Here is a 15,344-nt window from a genome sequence, read left to right as displayed (position 1 = left end):
AGCTAGAATTTATGCTTCAAAATGGAGTGGATTTCATCGAATTTTTGGTCTACCCAGTGAAAACAACTGCCGAAAGACGGGCAACGCCCCGCGCCAAGTGAAATGCCCGAACTCGACCGCATCGACCGCAAGATCCTCGACGTGCTGCAGCGCCAGGGCCGCATTTCCATGACCGAACTCGCCGAGCGCATCGGGCTGTCGGCTTCCCCCTGCACCGAGCGCGTGAAGCGAATGGAGCGCGAGGGCGTCATCAGTGGCTACCACGCCCATGTGTCGCCCGAGGCGCTCGGCAAGACGCTGCTGGTGTTCGTGGAGATCAAGCTCTCGGCCAAGTCGGGCGACGTGTTCGACAAGGTGCGCAAGGAACTGCTGCACATGCCCGAGGTGCTCGAATGCCATCTGGTGTCGGGCAGCTTCGACTACCTCGTGAAGGCGCGCCTCGGCGGCATGAGCGAATACCGGCACCTGCTCGGCGACATCCTCAAGAAGCTGCCGGTCGCGGCCGAGTCGCACAGCTACGTGGTGATGGAAGAGATCAAGGAAACGCTGGTGCTGGCAATGGACCGGTAAGCAGGGCTGGTGCCTCGGCGGCTACCATCGCCGGCCTGATCCAAGCACCCAAGGACCGCCCCATGAGCCTTTCGATCCGCCGCGACGGCACCACCGGCACGCGCCACATCCTCAAGATCCGCAACCACGAGATCGCCATCGATGCCTCGCCCGCGGGCGGCGGCAGCGACGCAGGCCCCGAGCCGCACGATCTCTACGATGCCTCGCTCGCGGCCTGCAAGGCGCTCACCGTGCTGATCTATGCGCGCCGCAAGGGCATTCCGGTCGAAGACATCGAGGTGGCGGTCGACCGCGACGACAGTGAGGAGCGCAAGGGCGTCTACCGCCTCGACACGAAGCTGCGCGTGAGCGGCGATCTCAGCGAGGCGCAGCGCGACGAACTGATGCGCGTGGCCGCCAAGTGCCCGGTGCACAAGCTCATGACCGAGGTGAAGACCGAGATCCAGACCGGCTGGGCCGACTGAACCTGCGCCGGCCCCGCGGACGGGCCGTCAGGCTTCGGCCGACGCGAGCTTCCGTGCCGCCGCCACGCGCTTGGCATGGCGGTCGCCCCAGTCGGCCAGCGGACCGAGCGCCGCATTCAGCGTGGCGCCGAGCTTGGTTTCCGAATACTCGACGCGCGGCGGCACCTCGCGGAACACCTCGCGCGCGACGATGCCGTCGGTCTCGAGCTCGCGCAGCTGCTGGATCAGCATCTTCTCGCTGATGCCCGGCAGCATCCGCCTGAGCTCGCCGAAGCGGCGCGGCTGCAGGTGCAGCTCCCAGAGGATCAGCGCCTTCCATTTGCCGCCGATGACCTCGAATGCGGGCCCGATGCCGCAGACGTAAGGCTTCTTCGATGCCATGTCGTTCGTTCCAATACTGCTGTTTTGGTAAGTACCTCACTTTATTGTAGGTACTTGACCGAGTGAAAGCCACATCAGACGATACACGCCTCTTCACATCGCATTGAGAAAAACGTCATGAAGCAAAAGCAGATCACCGTCCTGGGCCTCGGATCGATGGGCCAGACCCTTGCCAGCCTGTACATCGCGCAGGGCTACGAGGTCACCGTATGGAACCGCAGCGCCGCCAAGGCCGAAGCGCTCGTGGCGCGCGGTGCCACGCTGGCGCGCAGTGCGGCCGAAGCCGTGCGCGCAAGCCCGGTGGTGTTGATGTGCGTCTACGACTACCGCGCAGCCGATGCGGTCCTCGCCATGGACGGCGTGGCCGCCGCCATGGACGGGCGCCTGCTGGTGCAGCTCACCACCGGTAGCCCGCAGGACGCGAGGGACGCCGAGGCCTGGGCGCACAAGCAGGGCGCGCGCTACCTCGAGGGCGCGATCCAGGCCGCGCCAGAGCAGATGGGCCAGCCCGACACGCCGATCCTGATGTCGGGCGCCGAGCCCGTGTTCCGCGCGTCCGAGCCGATGCTCGGTGTGCTCGGCGGCGGCATCGTCTACCTCGGCGACAAGTCCAGCGCCGCCGCCGCGATGGACCTCGCCACGCTGTCGACCGTCTACGGCACGCTGATCGGCTTCGTGCACGGCGCGCGCGTGGCCGAGCACGAGGGGTTCGACGTGGCGGAGTACGGCCGCATCGTGGCGGGGATCATGTCGACCTTCGCGGGCTTCCTGCAGCACGAGGCCAAGGTCATCCAGTCGGGCGACTTCGCGATCTCGCAAAGCCCGATGCGTATTTCGGTCGAGGCCACGCAGCGCATCCTCGACACTGCGCAGCAGGCCGGCATCAACACCGAGTTCCCTGCCTTCGCGGCGGGGCTGTTGAGGCGCGCCGATGGTGCGGGGCTCGGCGGCGAGGAGTTCGCGGCGCTGATCAAGCTGCTTCGGCGCTGAAAAGGCCGCCATCGGTCGGGACAAGTGTGAAGAACTACACTACCCGCCCGCTCCACAAGACACTTTTCAACAAATGAAGTGGGTCATCCTCGCCATCTTCGCGCTCAGTGCGCTCTACGTTCACTTTCGCGGCCAGGTCCGGCACCGCTTCTTCAGGCAGCTGTCGGACCATTCCACTTTTCTCGCACCGCTGAACGTGTTCATGTACATGTTCTCGAAGGTGCCGGGCACGCCGTATCTCTCGCCCGCGCAGTTCCCCGAGATGCGCGTGCTCGAGGAGAACTGGGAGGTCATCCGCGAAGAGGCACTCGCCATGCGCAACGGCGGCAGCATCAAGGCGTCGAACCAGTTCAACGACGTGGGCTTCAACTCCTTCTTCAAGAGCGGCTGGAAGCGTTTCTATCTGAAGTGGTACGACGATGCGCATCCGTCCGCGGCCGAGCTGTGCCCGCGCACCACCGAGCTGCTCAAGGGCATCGGCACCATCAAGGCCGCGATGTTCGCCGAGCTGCCGCCCGGCAGCCGCCTGGTGCGCCACCGCGACCCGTTCGCCGGTTCGCTGCGCTACCACCTGGGTCTGTGGACGCCCGGCACCGAGGGCTGCTACATCGACGTGGACGGCCAGCGCTACCACTGGCGCGACGGCGAGGCGGTGGTGTTCGACGAAACCTACATCCACTATGCCGAGAACACCACCGAGCATGACCGCGTGATCCTGTTCTGCGACATCGAGCGTCCGCTGAAATACCGCTGGGCCAGCGCGGTGAACCGCTGGTTCGCGAAGAACCTGCTGGCCGCTGCGGCATCGCCCAACGACGCCGGTGACAAGACCGGCGGCCTCAACCGCGCGTTCAAGTACATCTACCAGGTCCGCGTGCTCGGCAAGCGGCTCAAGGCCTGGGACAAGCGGGCGTACTACCTCGTGAAGTGGACGATCTTTGGCGGCCTCGCGCTCTGGATTTTCTGGTAGGTGACTGCCCCTGTCCTCGACCTCATCGCGCCGACCGACCTGGCCAGCGCCCAGGCGCTGATTGCGCGCATCCAGTCGCTGCTGCGGGCGCGGAACATCGCCATGCGTGTGCCGCCGCCTGCGCCCACCACCTGCTGCGGCCGCGGCTGCAATGGCTGCGTGTGGGAAGGCTGGCTGGGCGCCGTCGCTTACTGGCGCGACGAGGCCTCGCTGCTGCTGCAGCAGGACGAATGACCGCGCCGCCGGCGCTCAGGTGCCGGCGATGCGCGAACTCTCGCGCACGATCAGCTGGCACGGCACGATGTGCAGCGCGGGCGGCGCATCGGGTTGCTTGTCGGCCTTCAGCTGCAGCACCACCTGCGCGGCCTTGAGCCCGATGGCATAGGGCTCGGGGCGCACCGTCGTGAGCGACGGATGCAGCCGCGCGGCGATCGGCGCATCGCCGAAGCCGGCGATCGCGAAGTCCTGAGGAAAGCGGATGCCGTGTTCCGGTGCTTTCAGGATGGCGCCCACGGCCATGTTGTCGCTGGCGAAGATCACGGCCTGGGGCCGCTCTGCCGCGCTCTGGTGTGCCAGCCGCTCCAGGATTTGGGCGCCAGCGTCGAACTCGTCCGTGAGGGTAGAGACTTCGATGTCGGGCACCAGCCCCGCGGCCTTCATGGCTTCGGCATAGCCGAGCGCGCGCTGCTGCGCGCGAAAGTCCTCGGGCGCGCCGCGCAATGCGAAGCGAATGCGCCGCGCACCTTGCGCCAGGAAGTGCCGGGCCAGCTCGATGCCGATGTCCGCATGCGGAAAGCCGACCTGGTGAAAGGGCCGTCCGGGCACCACGCCCCAGGTCTCGACGATGGGGCAGCGGCAGGCCTGCAGTAGCGCATCGGACTCCGGCGTGTGGTCGTCGCGCGTGAGGATCAGCGCGCTCGGGTGCCACCCGACGAAGGCGCGGATGGCCCTCTCCTCCAGCACCTCGGAGTACTCGGTGTTGGCCAGCAGCAGTTGCAGGCCCGACGCCTCGAAGCCGTCGGCCATGCCCTTCACGAGCGACGCGAAGGTCAGGCTGCCGGTGTTCTGCATCACGGCACCGACCACCCGGCTTTCGGCCGACGCGAGACGCCCGGCCATCTGGTTCGGCACGTAGCCGGTCTCGAGAATGATCTGGCGCAGCTGCTCGCGGACGCGGGGAGACACCTTCTCGGGCGCATTGAAGTAGCGCGACACGGTGATCGACGACACGCCCGCGAGCGCGGCCACGTCGTGGATGGTGTGGGTGCCGAGCTTGCGCCGGGGCGTGCGTGCGCGTGCCGGCGCCGACCCTTCGGCCGCACCTTCCGGCCCGCCGGGTGGCGGCTCGTGGTTTTCCCTTGATCCAGTTCGAACGGGTTGACGCATGGCTGGCGCGAAATATACAGTCGCGGCAATGTTACCGGTGACATTACCTGTTTTTCCACCGGCTCACCTGCCGATCCTCTCCATGCCCCGACCCGTTCTCCTCGTCATCATTCCGCTCCCACCCGAGCTGCTGCAGCCGCTCGAAAGCGCCTGCGAGATCGTGCGCTGGAGCGCGCTGCCCGCGCCGCTCGATTTCCTGCGCCAGCGCGGCGCCGAGGTGCGGGTCGTCATCACGAACGGGCTGATCGGCCTGCCCGCGGGCAGCGCCGAGCACCTCACGAAACTGGAACTCATCGCCTGCAACGGCGTGGGCTACGACGCGATCGACGTCGAGGGGGCACGCCAGCGCGGCATCGCCGTCACCCACACGCCCGGCGTGTTGTCGGCCGACGTGGCGGACCTCGCGCTGGCGCTGCTGCTCGCGGTGTTCCGCCAGGTGCCTGCGGCCGACCGGCATGTGCGCGACGGCGCATGGGCGCGAGGCCCGCTGCCGCTGGGACGGCGGCTCGCAGGCAGCCGCATCGGAATCGTCGGGCTGGGCAACATCGGGCGCCTGATCGCGCGCCGCTGCGTCGCCTTCGACACCACGGTCGGCTATGCCGGCCGGCGCCAGCAGGCCGACGTGCCCTACGCGTACTTCGACTCGCCCAGGGCGCTCGCCGCGTGGAGCGACGTGCTGATCGCCGCCACGCCCGGCGGCGCGGCCACACGCCACCTGGTATCGGCCGAGGTGCTCGATGCGCTCGGGCCCCAGGGCGTGTTCATCAACATCGCGCGTGGCTCGGTGGTCGACCAGGAGGCACTGGTCGAACGCCTGGTGTCGGGCGGCATCGCCGCGGCGGGCCTCGATGTCTTCGCCGACGAACCGAACGTTCCGGCGCCGCTGCTGGCCATGCCGCAGGTGGTGCTGACGCCGCACATCGCCAGTGCCACCCACGAAACCCGTCGTGCCATGGGCGCACTCGTCGTGGCCAACGTCGAGGCGTGGGCCGGGGGCAGGCCGCTGCCGACCCCGGTGCCCTGAGACCGCGCGCACCCATCCATCACCGACCCGACAGGAGCCATCGCACCATGCACCCGATCACCCGAATTGCCATTGCCGCGCTCGCCGGCGCCGCCGCGCTCTGCGCCAATGCCCAGGACAATTTCCCGAACCGTCCGCTGACCCTCGTCGTGCCGTACCCGGCCGGTGGCGTTGCCGACACCATCGCGCGCCCGCTGGCACAGGCGCTGGGCAAGCGGCTCGGGCAAGCGGTGGTCATCGACAACCGGGCCGGCGCCAACGGCAACATCGGCTCGGCCCATGCGGCCCGGCAGCAGCCGGCCGACGGCTACACGATCCTGCTCGGCTCGACGAGCACGCTGGCGGTGAACCCCCACCTCTACAAGTCGATGGGCTACGACCCCGTGAAAGACCTCCAGCCCGTGACGCTGACGCACCAGATGCCCAACGTGCTGGTGGTCGGCGCGGGCACGCCGTACAAGACCCTCGCCGATGTGACCGCCGCCGCGAAGGCCGCGCCGGACACGCTGGTCTTCGGTTCCGCCGGCAACGGCAACTCGATGCACCTCGCGGGCGTCGTGTTCCAGGAGAAGAGCGGCGCGCGACTCATTCATGCGCCGTACAAGGGTGGCCCGCCCGCGCTCAATGACGTGCTCGGCGGCCAGATCCCGATGATGTTCCACAACCTGCCCGCGGTGGTGTCGTTCCGCGAGGCCGGCAAGGTGCGCGTGCTCGCGGTGGCCGACACCAAGCGTTCGCCGGTGCTGCCCGACGTGCCGACCATGGCCGAGGCCGGCGTGCCGGGCGTGGTGTCGATCGTGTGGAACGGCCTGCTGGTGCGGCGCGGCACGCCCGCGCCCATCGTTGCGCGGCTCAACACCGAGCTGCGCGCCGTGCTCGAGTCGCCCGAGTTCCGCAAGCCGCTCGAAGCGCAGGGCTACGAAGTCCTGTCTTCCACGCCGGCCGAGTTCGAGGCGCTGCTGAAGAAGGACCTCGCCGCCATGGCCACCACCGTCAAGCAGGCCGGCATCCAGCTGGACTGAGGCAATGACCGTTCCGAAACGCAAGACCCTCGCCGAACTGCGCAGCCAGCGCTGGTTCGCGAGCGACGACATCCGCGGTTTCGCGCACCGCCAGCGCATGCAGCAGCAAGGCCTCGCGCGCGAGGAGTTCATGGGCCGGCCGGTCATCGGCATCATCAACACGTGGAGCGAGCTGTCGCCGTGCCACGCCCATCTTCGCGAGCGCGCCGCGGCCGTGAAGCGCGGCGTGCTGCAGGCGGGAGGCTATCCGTTCGAGCTTCCGGCCATGAGCCTGGGCGAGGTGATGGTCAAGCCCACCACGATGATCTACCGCAACTTCCTCGCCATGGAGACCGAGGAGCTGCTGCGCAGCCTGCCGCTCGACGGTGCGGTGCTGATGGGCGGCTGCGACAAGACCACGCCGGGGCTCGTGATGGGCGCGTTGTCGATGGACCTGCCGGCCATCTTCTGCCCCGCGGGGCCGATGCTCAACGACCGCTACAAGGGCCAGGCCGTGGGCGCCGGCACGCACACCAAGAAGTACTGGGAAGAGTACGTCATGGGCAACATCGAGCAGCCCGAGTGGATCGCGCTCGAGGCCAAGATGACGCGCGCGCCGGGCACCTGCAACACCATGGGCACGGCCAGCACCATGACCTCGATCATCGAGGCGATGGGGCTGTGCTTTCCGGGTGCCGCAAGCGTGCCGGCCATGGACGCCGGCCACACGCGCATGGCCTGGGCCTGCGGACAGCGCGCGGTCGAAATGGTGTGGGAAGACCTGCGGCCCTCGCGCATCGTCACCCGCGCCGCGCTGCTCAATGGCGTGGCGGCGTACATGGCGCTCGGCGGCTCCACCAATGCCGCGGTCCACCTGCCGGCCATCGCCGGCCGCGCAGGCATCGCGCTCGGCCTGGACGACCTCGACGAGATGGCGCGCCGCGTGCCCGTGCTGGCCAATCTCTTTCCTTCGGGCAACCGCCTGATGGAAGATTTCTTCTACGCCGGCGGACTGCCCGCGCTCCTCAACAAGATCAGCGCGCAGCTGGACCTTTCGGCGCTCACCGTCACCGGCCGCAGCCTCGGCGAGAACATCGCGGGGCGCACCTGCACCGACGACGACGTGATCCGCGACGCCGGCGCGCCATTGATCGCCGCGACACCCGAGTGCCCCGAGGCCGGCATGGCGCTGGCCGTGGTGCGCGGCAACCTGTGCCCCGACGGCGCGGTACTCAAGCCCTCGGCCGCGTCGCCGCACCTGCTGCGCCACAGCGGGCGCGCGCTGGTCTTCGACTCGAATGCCGAGATGCTCGCGGCGGTGAACGACCCCGCCCTCGACGCCGACGAGAACACCGTGCTCGTGCTGCGCAACGGTGGGCCGGTCGGCGCGCCCGGCATGCCCGAATGGGGCAACCTGCCGATCCCGAAGAAGCTGCTCCAGCGTGGCGTGCGCGACATGCTGCGCATTTCCGACTCGCGCATGAGCGGCACGCACTACGGCACCTGCGTGCTGCACGTGGCGCCCGAGTCCGCGGTCGGCGGCCCGCTCGCGCTGCTCAGGACGGGCGACATCGTGACGCTCGACATCGGCGCGAGGCGGCTGGACATGCAGGTTTCCGACGACGAGCTCGCCGCCCGGCGCGCGGCATGGGTCGCTCCGCCCCGGGCCCATGCACGCGGCTATGCACGCATCTACCAGCAGGAAGTGACGCAGGCCGACAAGGGCTGCGACTTCGCGGTGCTGGCCGGCAATGCGCCCACGGCAGAGCCGTCCATCTACTGACGCATTCCAGCGTTTTTTCCTTTTCAACCCTTCACACCCCCAGCACCATGTCCTCGACACCCGACCTGCTTTCCAATCCTTTCCGCCAGCGCCTGCAGCAGCCCGGCACGCCGCTCGGCACCTGGCTCATGTCCGGCACCGCGAGCACCGCCGAAGCCATGGGCCACGCCGGCTTCGAGTGGCTCGTGGTCGACCAGGAGCATGTGCCGCTCGACGAGCGCGACACCCTGCACGTGCTGCAGGCGATTGCCGGCACGCGCGCTGCGCCCGTGGTGCGTCTCGCGGCCAACGACATGGTGCTGTTCAAGCGCGCGCTCGACATGGGCGCGCAGAGCGTGATGGTGCCTTTCGTCGACTCGGCCGACGCAGCGCGGCGCGCCGTCTCGTACGCGAAATACCCGCCAGAGGGCCAGCGCGGTTTTGCGGCCATGTTCCGCGCGAGCGGCTACGGCACCGTGAAGGACTACGGCAAGCGCGCCAACGATTCGGTGTTCACCATCATCCAGCTCGAGACGCAAACCGCGGTGGCCGCGCTGGAGGACATCGCGGCGGTCGAGGGCGTCGACGCGCTGTTCCTCGGCCCGGGCGACCTGTCGGCCAACATGGGGCACATCGGCAACATCCTGCACCCCGAGGTGCAGGCCGTCATCGCCGACGTGGCTGCGCGCTGCCGCAAGGCCGGCATTCCGTGCGGCATCGTCGGCCCCACGCCCGAGGTGGTGGCGAGCTTCGTGACCATGGGCTATTCGTTCGTGGCCGTCGCGTCCGACATGGGAATGATGGTGCGCCAGGCCACGGCCTTCATCGACGCGATCCAGCCCAGCCTTGCGCGCGGTTTCGACAGCGCCGTGTATTGAGCCGTTCACCGAATCCAGGGAGACCCTTCATGATCTCGAAGAAATCTGCATGCGCGGCCGCCGCCACGCTCGTCCTGTGCCTGTCTGCCACCGTGCAGGCCCAGCCCGCCTACCCCTCGCGCCCCGTGACGCTCATCGTGCCCTTCGGGCCGGGCGGCACCTCCGACATCATGGCGCGCTTTCTCCAGCAGCCGCTGGCCGAGCAGCTCGGCGTGCCGGTGGTCATCGACAACAAGGCCGGCGCCGGCGGCGCCATCGGCATGACGGCGCTGAAGAATGCGCTGGCCGACGGCCACACCATCGGCCTGTCGGTCATCGGGCCCGAGGTCCTGCAGCCCGCGCTGCGCAACACCGGCTACACCCATACCGACTTCGACCACCTCTGCGGCACCTACGACGTACCGCTGATGATGATGGTCAAGCCCGATTCGCGCTTCAAGACGCTCGGCGACGTGATGGCCGCGGCCAAGGCGCAGCCCGGTGAGCTGGCCTACGGCTCGTCGGGCACCGGCACGGTGCTGCACCTGTCGATGGCAATGCTGCTCGACCAGGCCAAGGCCACCGGGCTGCACGTGCCCTACAAGAGCTCCGGCGAGATGGTGACCGGGCTGCTGGGCCAGCACGTGGCGCTGTTCAACGAGACGCCGACCGTCTCCACGCAGTACAAACTGCGCGGCCTGGCGGTGCTGGCGAAGCGCCGGCTGCCGGCCTATCCGGAGGTGCCCACCGCGGCGGAGACGGGCTTTCCGCTCGAGGCGTCGGTCTGGGGCGGCCTGATCGCCCCCAAGGGGCTCCCGGCGCCGATCCGCCAGAAGCTCGAAGCCGCATGCCAGAAGGCCGCGCACACCCAGGCCTACACCGCCAAGGCCGACCAGGCGAACACGCCGCTGGTGTGGCGCGACGGCAAGGCCTTCGAGGCCTTCGTGCAGGCCGAGCAGGCGCGTTACACCGGCCTGATCAAGAACCTCGGGCTCGCCGAGAAGCAGTAGGCACCGGCGCAGCCGGCACGGCGGGCGCTTTCCGGCGCCGCCCGCCGATCGCCCCCGATGCGGCAGCGCCCACGATGCGCCGGAAGGTGGCGCATTCCATGTGGCTCGGCGCCGGGCATACCGCCGCATGCCGCAGGCCGTCGCGCATCGCGGCCAAGCCGCGGATCGTGCGGTCGATCTCGTCCGCCTTGGCCGCGAGCATCCTTCGGTCGATGTCGGGCCGGCCGTCGGGCGCGAACATCGCGGCGATCTCGTCGAGCGAGAAACCGGCGGCGCGGCCCAGCGCGATCAGCGCCAGCCGTTCGAGCACGCGCTCGTCGAACAACCGCCGAAGCCCGCGCCGGCCGGTGGAGGTGATCAGGCCCTTCTCGTCGTAATACCGCAGCGCCGATGCCGGCAGGCCGGAACGTTGTGCCACCTCGGCAATGTCCAGATGTTTCATCCCTTGACCTCAAGTCGACTTGAGCTTGCATAGTGCAGGTTCCGCTTCTCCAAGGCAAGTGAAAGGACCACACCATGAACGACATTCCCGAGGCCGACAGCGAACAGGCAAGGCTCTGGAACGGCCCCGCGGGCCGCGCCTGGGTCGACACGCAGGAACTGCTCGACGGGCTTTTCGAACCGCTCGCGGCGCCGCTCGCCGAGGCCGTGCCCGCGGGCGCCGCCAGCCGCGTGCTCGACGTGGGCTGCGGCACGGGCGCCGTCACGCTGGCGCTCGCGCGGCGGCTCGGCGCCAGGGGGCACTGCACGGGCATCGACATCTCCCGGCCGATGCTAGAGGCCGCCCGCGCGCGCGCCGGCCGCGAAGGCCTTGCGGCCAGCTTCATCGAGGCCGATGCGCAGGCGCATGCGTTCGAGCCCGCGGGTTTCGACTCGGTCGTCTCGCGCCTCGGCGTCATGTTCTTCGGCGACCCGGTTCGGGCTTTCTCGAACCTGCGGCGGGCCGCGAAGGCGGGCGCTGCGCTGCGCTTCATCGCCTGGCGCGGCGCGGCCGAGAACCCGTTCATGACGACCGCCGAGCGGGCCGCGGCGCCGCTGCTGCCTGGCCTGCCACCGCGCCGGCCGGGCGCACCGGGGCAGTTCGCCTTTGCCGAGCGCAACCACATGGCCAGGGTTCTCGAGGACAGCGGCTGGACGGGCATCGACGTGCAGCCGGTGGAGTTCGCCTGCCGCATGCCCGAGCCGAGCCTGCCGACGTACCTCGCCCGGCTCGGGCCCGTGGGCCTCGCGCTCGACCAGGCGGATGCCGCCACGCGCGAGCGCGTGATCGAGACCGTGCGCGCCGCCTTCGCGCCTTACGTCCATGGGGTCGAGGTGCGCTTCACGGCCGCCTGCTGGCAGGTCGATGCGCGTGCGCGTTCTGCGCCGCCTGCGGTGATGAAGGTCGGCCATGCCTGAGCCGCTCGAATTCATGCTGCGCGCGCTGCTGATCGGCGGCGGCGCGACCGTGGCGATGGACGTGTGGGCGCTGGTGCGACAGCGGCTGCTCGGCCAACGCGCGCTGGACTATGCGCTGGTCGGACGCTGGCTCGGCCACCTCGCGCGCGGGCGCTTTCGCCACCATCCCATCGGCGCCTCGCCGCCGATCGCGGGCGAGCGCCTGCTCGGGTGGAGCGCCCACTACGCGATCGGCATCGCGTTCGCTGCCGTGCTGCTCGCGGTCTGGGGGCTCGGCTGGGCGCGCGGGCCGACGCCGGGGCCGGCGCTCACGGTCGGCATCGGCAGCGTGGCCGCGCCGTTCTTCGTGATGCAGCCGGCCCTGGGATTCGGCGTGGCGGCCAGCCGCTCGCCACGGCCCTGGGCGGCGCGCTGGCAGAGCCTTGCCACGCACGCGGTGTTCGGGCTCGGTCTCTACGGTTCGGCCTGGCTCACCAAAGGTTGGCGCCTGCCGCTCGCCGACTAGTGCCTGCAGCGCCCGCGGCTGCAGGGGCCGCGCGTCAGGCCTGCGATCCGCGGTGGGCCCAGCCCGTGGTGTGCTTCTCGACCACGCTGAAGAGTTCGTACATCAGCATCGCCATCGCGCCCACCACCATCAGGCCCGCGAAGGCCAGGCCCATCTGCATGGCCGAGCCGGCCGAGATCAGCAGGTAGCCGATGCCCTCGTTGGCGGCGGTCATCTCGCTGACCGTGGTGCCGACGAAGGCCAGCGTGATCGCGACCTTGAGCGAGCCGAAGAAGTAGGGCATGGAGCGCGGCAGCCCGATCTTGACGAGCACGTCCCAGCGCTTGGCGCCGAGCACGCGCAGCACGTCCTCCAGTTCGGGCTCGAGCGTGGCGAGGCCGGTGGCGATGTTGACCATGATCGGGAAGAAGCTGATCAGGAAGGCGGTGAGGATCGCGGGCCCGATGCCGATGCCGAACCACACCACGAGGATCGGCACGAACGCGGCCTTCGGCAGCGCGTTGAAGGCCGTCATGAGCGGATAGATCGCGGCATAGGCCAGGCGCGAGCTGCCGATCACGAAGCCCAGCAGCACGCCCACCACGATCGCCAGGCCGAAGCCCGCCATCGTGACCCAGTAGGTGCGCCAGGCATGGCCCGCGATGATTCCCTTGTATTCCCAGAATTGCTCCCAGATGCGCAGCGGACTCGGGAAGATGAAGTCCGACACGCCGAAGCCCGCGCAGATCACCTGCCACAGCAGGATCACCGCCACGAGCAGCAGCCAGGGCGACCAGCGTTCGAGTTGCTTGGTGTTCTTCATGGCCGCTTCCTCAATGTGCCGCCGCTGCCGCGGGGGCAGTGGCCGTCGTGCCGCCGCGGATCGCACCGATGTGGCCGCGGAGCTCCAGCACGATGTCGGTGAATTCCTTGGTGTAGGTGAGTTCGAGTTCGCGAGGGCGCGGCAGCTCGATCTCGCGCTTGACCACGAAGCGGCCCGGGCTCTTGCTCATCACGTAGACCGTGTCGGCCAGGAACACCGACTCGCGCAGGTCGTGCGTGACCAGGATCACGTTGAACTGCTGCTCGGTCCAGAGGTCGCGCAGGATGCACCAGAGCTCCTCGCGCGTGAAGGCATCGAGCGCGCCGAACGGCTCGTCGAGCAGCAGCATCTTGGGCTCGTGGATCAGCGCGCGGCAGATGCTCGCGCGTTGCTGCATGCCGCCCGACAGCTGCCACGGGAACTTGTCTTCATAACCGGCAAGGCCCACCTTCTGCAGCAGCTTGCGGGCGCGCTCCTCGTACTCCTTGCGCTTCGCCTTGAAGCTCGAGCGGTAGGGCTCGACGATCTCCAGCGGCAGCAGCACGTTGTCGACCGTGGTGCGCCACGGCAGCAGCGACGGCGCCTGGAACGCCATGCCCGAGATCTTGAGCGGCCCGGTCACGGGCTGGCCGTCGATGCGGATCTTGCCCATCGACGGCATCTTCAGCCCCGTGGTGAGCTTCATGAACGTCGACTTTCCGCAGCCCGAGGGGCCGACGATGGCGATGAACTCTCCGCGCGTCACCTGCAGGTCGATGGCTTCGACCGCGAAGTGGTTGGCGCGCAGCAGCTCCTCGTTGTAGGCGAGCCAGACGTCCTGGAATTCGACGAAAGGGGCGGCAGCGGCGGCGTTGTTGTTCGATGCGCGCGCCATCACTTGCGAAGGACCCCGCTCAACTCGGCCGCGGGCGGCAGCATCGCGGCCGTCCACACGGCTTCGGGGACCACGCGGGTCTTGGTGTTGAAGGCGTCGGACACCTGCGAGGCCATCAGCGACAGGCGGCCCGCGTTCACCGCGCCGAAACCGTCGGCGCGCGCGTCGGGGCTGTTGATCACGGTGTCGATCGCGAGCTGCAGGCGGCGCGTCTCGAGCTGGCTGTTGATGATGCCGTCGCGCGCCTTGACCGATTCGATCGCCATGGCCGGATTGGCGATGACTTCCTTCGCGCCCTTGGCAAACGCCGCGAGGAATCTCTTCACCGCCTCGGGGTTCTCCTTGAGGAGCTTCGGCGACGCGATGATCACGTTGCCGTAGAGCTTCACACCGAAGTCGGGGTAGGGCAGGATCACCACGTCGGCCGCCTTGGCGCCGCGCGCCTCGAGGTTCAGGAGCGACGTGAAGGTGAAGCCGGTGATCGCATCGATGTCGCCGCGCACCAGCATGGTTTCGCGCAACGTGGGGTCCATCGCGGTCCAGTTGACGGCGCCGATGTTGTTGGCCTTGGCGAAGATCGGGAACGCGCGGCGGCCCGCGTCGAACACCGGCGCGCCGAGCTTCTTGCCTGTGAGGTCGGACGGCTTGGTGATGCCGCTCTTCTTGAGCGCCATGACCGAAGCCGGCGTGTTGTTGTAGACCATCATCACCGCGACCGGCTTGTTCGGGCTGTCGGGGTTGTTGGCGTGGAATTCCATCAGCGCCGCGAGGTCGGCGAAGCCCATGTCGTAGGCGCCCGAGGCCACGCGCGTGACCGTGCCGCCCGAGCCGTTGCCCGCATCGATCGTCACGTCGAGGCCTGCCGCCTTGAAATAGCCCTTGGCCGCGGGATGGAGGAACAGCGCGGCCGGTCCCTCGAAGCGCCAGTCGAGCTGGAACTTGATCGGCGTCGTGGTCTGGGCCAGGGCCGGCGAAAGGCCGAGGCCGAGTGCCGAGGCGGCGAGGAAGGACTGGAGCAGTTGGCGCTTGTTCATTGCGAGATCCGTAAATGTGAATGCTTCGGCATTCAAGCAAAAACGGTGCCCGCACGCGATTGGTGCGAACCCTCTTCGGTCACGGGCGTGGTGCATGGCATGCACCGGTGCGGGGATTGCGCTGGACGATCGAAGGTGCAGGCACCAAAGCCGGGCCTCCATGGCAAACTCGCCGCCACAACAACGTCGCTGCAGCGACGGTCTCCAGGGAGGAATGCCTATGTCATCGAATCGACGGCCCGGTCGCGGCCGGTGGATGGAGCGGCCGGCCGTGCGCCGTTTCTTGTGGCGCCTGGCGCTGGGCCTCGGGGCCGTG

The 15,344-nt window shown here is 68.7% G+C and carries 18 protein-coding genes; 12 read left to right on the top strand and 6 right to left on the bottom strand.

Features of this window, described 5'->3' with window-relative positions; all coding sequences use genetic code 11:
• Positions 1–102: 102 nt before the first annotated feature.
• Positions 103–570, top strand: a complete 468-nt coding sequence (locus AC3A6R_RS08110) for an Lrp/AsnC ligand binding domain-containing protein (RefSeq protein WP_487859539.1) — start codon at positions 103–105, stop codon at positions 568–570.
• 62 nt (positions 571–632) lie between these two features.
• Positions 633–1,034: an OsmC family protein gene (locus tag AC3A6R_RS08105; RefSeq protein ID WP_487859540.1), complete on the top strand. Its 402-nt coding sequence runs from the start codon at positions 633–635 to the stop codon at positions 1,032–1,034.
• Positions 1,035–1,061: 27 nt separating this feature from the next.
• Here the strand turns inward: AC3A6R_RS08105 and AC3A6R_RS08100 are convergent, their stop codons facing one another.
• Positions 1,062–1,415, bottom strand: a complete 354-nt coding sequence (locus AC3A6R_RS08100) for a winged helix-turn-helix transcriptional regulator (protein WP_487859541.1) — start codon at positions 1,413–1,415, stop codon at positions 1,062–1,064.
• A gap of 81 nt (positions 1,416–1,496) precedes the next feature.
• On the opposite strand from AC3A6R_RS08100, the gene AC3A6R_RS08095 reads away from it, so the two are divergent.
• From AC3A6R_RS08095 to AC3A6R_RS08085, 3 genes are all read left to right on the top strand, one after another.
• Positions 1,497–2,405 carry an NAD(P)-dependent oxidoreductase gene (locus AC3A6R_RS08095; RefSeq protein WP_487864381.1) on the top strand — a complete coding sequence of 303 codons (909 nt, stop codon included), beginning with the start codon at positions 1,497–1,499 and terminating at the stop codon, positions 2,403–2,405.
• Positions 2,406–2,478: 73 nt separating this feature from the next.
• Positions 2,479–3,375, top strand: a complete 897-nt coding sequence (gene lpxO / locus AC3A6R_RS08090) for a lipid A hydroxylase LpxO (protein ID WP_487864221.1) — start codon at positions 2,479–2,481, stop codon at positions 3,373–3,375.
• Positions 3,376–3,609, top strand: coding sequence for an oxidoreductase-like domain-containing protein (locus tag AC3A6R_RS08085; RefSeq protein WP_487864220.1), 234 nt, complete (start codon positions 3,376–3,378; stop codon positions 3,607–3,609).
• Positions 3,610–3,624: 15 nt separating this feature from the next.
• Here the strand turns inward: AC3A6R_RS08085 and AC3A6R_RS08080 are convergent, their stop codons facing one another.
• Positions 3,625–4,761, bottom strand: coding sequence for a LacI family DNA-binding transcriptional regulator (locus tag AC3A6R_RS08080; protein WP_487859544.1), 1,137 nt, complete (start codon positions 4,759–4,761; stop codon positions 3,625–3,627).
• An 82-nt stretch (positions 4,762–4,843) separates the two neighbouring features.
• Between AC3A6R_RS08080 and AC3A6R_RS08075 the strand changes: the two genes are divergently transcribed.
• The 5 genes from AC3A6R_RS08075 to AC3A6R_RS08055 are packed head-to-tail and all read left to right on the top strand — an operon-like array spanning position 4,844 to position 10,415.
• Entirely contained in the window at positions 4,844–5,785 is a 942-nt protein-coding gene (locus tag AC3A6R_RS08075; protein ID WP_487864219.1) for a 2-hydroxyacid dehydrogenase, read from the top strand.
• Positions 5,786–5,832: 47 nt separating this feature from the next.
• Entirely contained in the window at positions 5,833–6,807 is a 975-nt protein-coding gene (locus AC3A6R_RS08070) for a Bug family tripartite tricarboxylate transporter substrate binding protein (protein WP_487864218.1), read from the top strand.
• A 4-nt stretch (positions 6,808–6,811) separates the two neighbouring features.
• A complete protein-coding gene (gene araD / locus AC3A6R_RS08065) occupies positions 6,812–8,569 on the top strand; it encodes an L-arabinonate dehydratase (RefSeq protein ID WP_487864217.1) in 1,758 nt (585 codons plus the stop codon).
• A 47-nt stretch (positions 8,570–8,616) separates the two neighbouring features.
• Positions 8,617–9,426, top strand: a complete 810-nt coding sequence (locus AC3A6R_RS08060) for an HpcH/HpaI aldolase family protein (protein WP_487864216.1) — start codon at positions 8,617–8,619, stop codon at positions 9,424–9,426.
• A gap of 29 nt (positions 9,427–9,455) precedes the next feature.
• Entirely contained in the window at positions 9,456–10,415 is a 960-nt protein-coding gene (locus AC3A6R_RS08055) for a Bug family tripartite tricarboxylate transporter substrate binding protein (RefSeq protein ID WP_487864215.1), read from the top strand.
• Here AC3A6R_RS08055 and AC3A6R_RS08050 read toward each other — a convergent pair.
• Positions 10,384–10,857, bottom strand: a complete 474-nt coding sequence (locus AC3A6R_RS08050; protein WP_487859550.1) for a helix-turn-helix domain-containing protein — start codon at positions 10,855–10,857, stop codon at positions 10,384–10,386. The genes AC3A6R_RS08055 and AC3A6R_RS08050 overlap by 32 nt on opposite strands.
• Before the next feature lie 74 nt (positions 10,858–10,931).
• Here AC3A6R_RS08050 and AC3A6R_RS08045 point away from each other — a divergent pair, with 74 nt between their 5' ends.
• Both AC3A6R_RS08045 and AC3A6R_RS08040 read left to right on the top strand, forming a co-directional pair.
• Entirely contained in the window at positions 10,932–11,813 is an 882-nt protein-coding gene (locus AC3A6R_RS08045; protein WP_487864214.1) for a class I SAM-dependent methyltransferase, read from the top strand.
• Positions 11,806–12,318 carry a DUF2938 domain-containing protein gene (locus AC3A6R_RS08040; RefSeq protein WP_487859552.1) on the top strand — a complete coding sequence of 171 codons (513 nt, stop codon included), beginning with the start codon at positions 11,806–11,808 and terminating at the stop codon, positions 12,316–12,318. The genes AC3A6R_RS08045 and AC3A6R_RS08040 overlap by 8 nt, the downstream gene beginning before the upstream one ends.
• A gap of 34 nt (positions 12,319–12,352) precedes the next feature.
• Here AC3A6R_RS08040 and AC3A6R_RS08035 read toward each other — a convergent pair whose 3' ends face one another.
• From AC3A6R_RS08035 to AC3A6R_RS08025, 3 genes are read right to left on the bottom strand one after another with little or no spacing between them, the layout of a single operon-like run.
• A complete protein-coding gene (locus tag AC3A6R_RS08035; RefSeq protein WP_487859553.1) occupies positions 12,353–13,120 on the bottom strand; it encodes an ABC transporter permease in 768 nt (255 codons plus the stop codon).
• A gap of 10 nt (positions 13,121–13,130) precedes the next feature.
• Positions 13,131–13,994 (bottom strand): ABC transporter ATP-binding protein, encoded by an 864-nt coding sequence (locus tag AC3A6R_RS08030; protein ID WP_487864213.1) that lies wholly within the window; start codon positions 13,992–13,994, stop codon positions 13,131–13,133.
• Complete coding sequence (locus AC3A6R_RS08025) at positions 13,994–15,028, bottom strand: ABC transporter substrate-binding protein (RefSeq protein WP_487859555.1); 1,035 nt, start codon at positions 15,026–15,028, stop codon at positions 13,994–13,996. The genes AC3A6R_RS08030 and AC3A6R_RS08025 overlap by 1 nt, the downstream gene beginning before the upstream one ends.
• Between the last annotated feature and the right edge of the window lie 316 nt (positions 15,029–15,344).

Source organism: Variovorax sp. Soil_C_19, from assembly GCF_057657255.1.
This window is presented reverse-complemented; position numbering and strand designations above follow the sequence as displayed.

Coding starts and splice junctions, on each gene's coding strand:
- AC3A6R_RS08110 (WP_487859539.1), top strand. CDS start 103: ATGCCCGAACTCGACCGCATCGACCGCAAGATCCTCGACGTGCTGCAG.
- AC3A6R_RS08105 (WP_487859540.1), top strand. CDS start 633: ATGAGCCTTTCGATCCGCCGCGACGGCACCACCGGCACGCGCCACATC.
- AC3A6R_RS08100 (WP_487859541.1), bottom strand. CDS start 1,415: ATGGCATCGAAGAAGCCTTACGTCTGCGGCATCGGGCCCGCATTCGAG.
- lpxO (WP_487864221.1), top strand. CDS start 2,479: ATGAAGTGGGTCATCCTCGCCATCTTCGCGCTCAGTGCGCTCTACGTT.
- AC3A6R_RS08080 (WP_487859544.1), bottom strand. CDS start 4,761: ATGCGTCAACCCGTTCGAACTGGATCAAGGGAAAACCACGAGCCGCCA.
- AC3A6R_RS08075 (WP_487864219.1), top strand. CDS start 4,844: ATGCCCCGACCCGTTCTCCTCGTCATCATTCCGCTCCCACCCGAGCTG.
- AC3A6R_RS08070 (WP_487864218.1), top strand. CDS start 5,833: ATGCACCCGATCACCCGAATTGCCATTGCCGCGCTCGCCGGCGCCGCC.
- araD (WP_487864217.1), top strand. CDS start 6,812: ATGACCGTTCCGAAACGCAAGACCCTCGCCGAACTGCGCAGCCAGCGC.
- AC3A6R_RS08060 (WP_487864216.1), top strand. CDS start 8,617: ATGTCCTCGACACCCGACCTGCTTTCCAATCCTTTCCGCCAGCGCCTG.
- AC3A6R_RS08055 (WP_487864215.1), top strand. CDS start 9,456: ATGATCTCGAAGAAATCTGCATGCGCGGCCGCCGCCACGCTCGTCCTG.
- AC3A6R_RS08050 (WP_487859550.1), bottom strand. CDS start 10,857: ATGAAACATCTGGACATTGCCGAGGTGGCACAACGTTCCGGCCTGCCG.
- AC3A6R_RS08045 (WP_487864214.1), top strand. CDS start 10,932: ATGAACGACATTCCCGAGGCCGACAGCGAACAGGCAAGGCTCTGGAAC.
- AC3A6R_RS08040 (WP_487859552.1), top strand. CDS start 11,806: ATGCCTGAGCCGCTCGAATTCATGCTGCGCGCGCTGCTGATCGGCGGC.
- AC3A6R_RS08035 (WP_487859553.1), bottom strand. CDS start 13,120: ATGAAGAACACCAAGCAACTCGAACGCTGGTCGCCCTGGCTGCTGCTC.
- AC3A6R_RS08030 (WP_487864213.1), bottom strand. CDS start 13,994: ATGGCGCGCGCATCGAACAACAACGCCGCCGCTGCCGCCCCTTTCGTC.
- AC3A6R_RS08025 (WP_487859555.1), bottom strand. CDS start 15,028: ATGAACAAGCGCCAACTGCTCCAGTCCTTCCTCGCCGCCTCGGCACTC.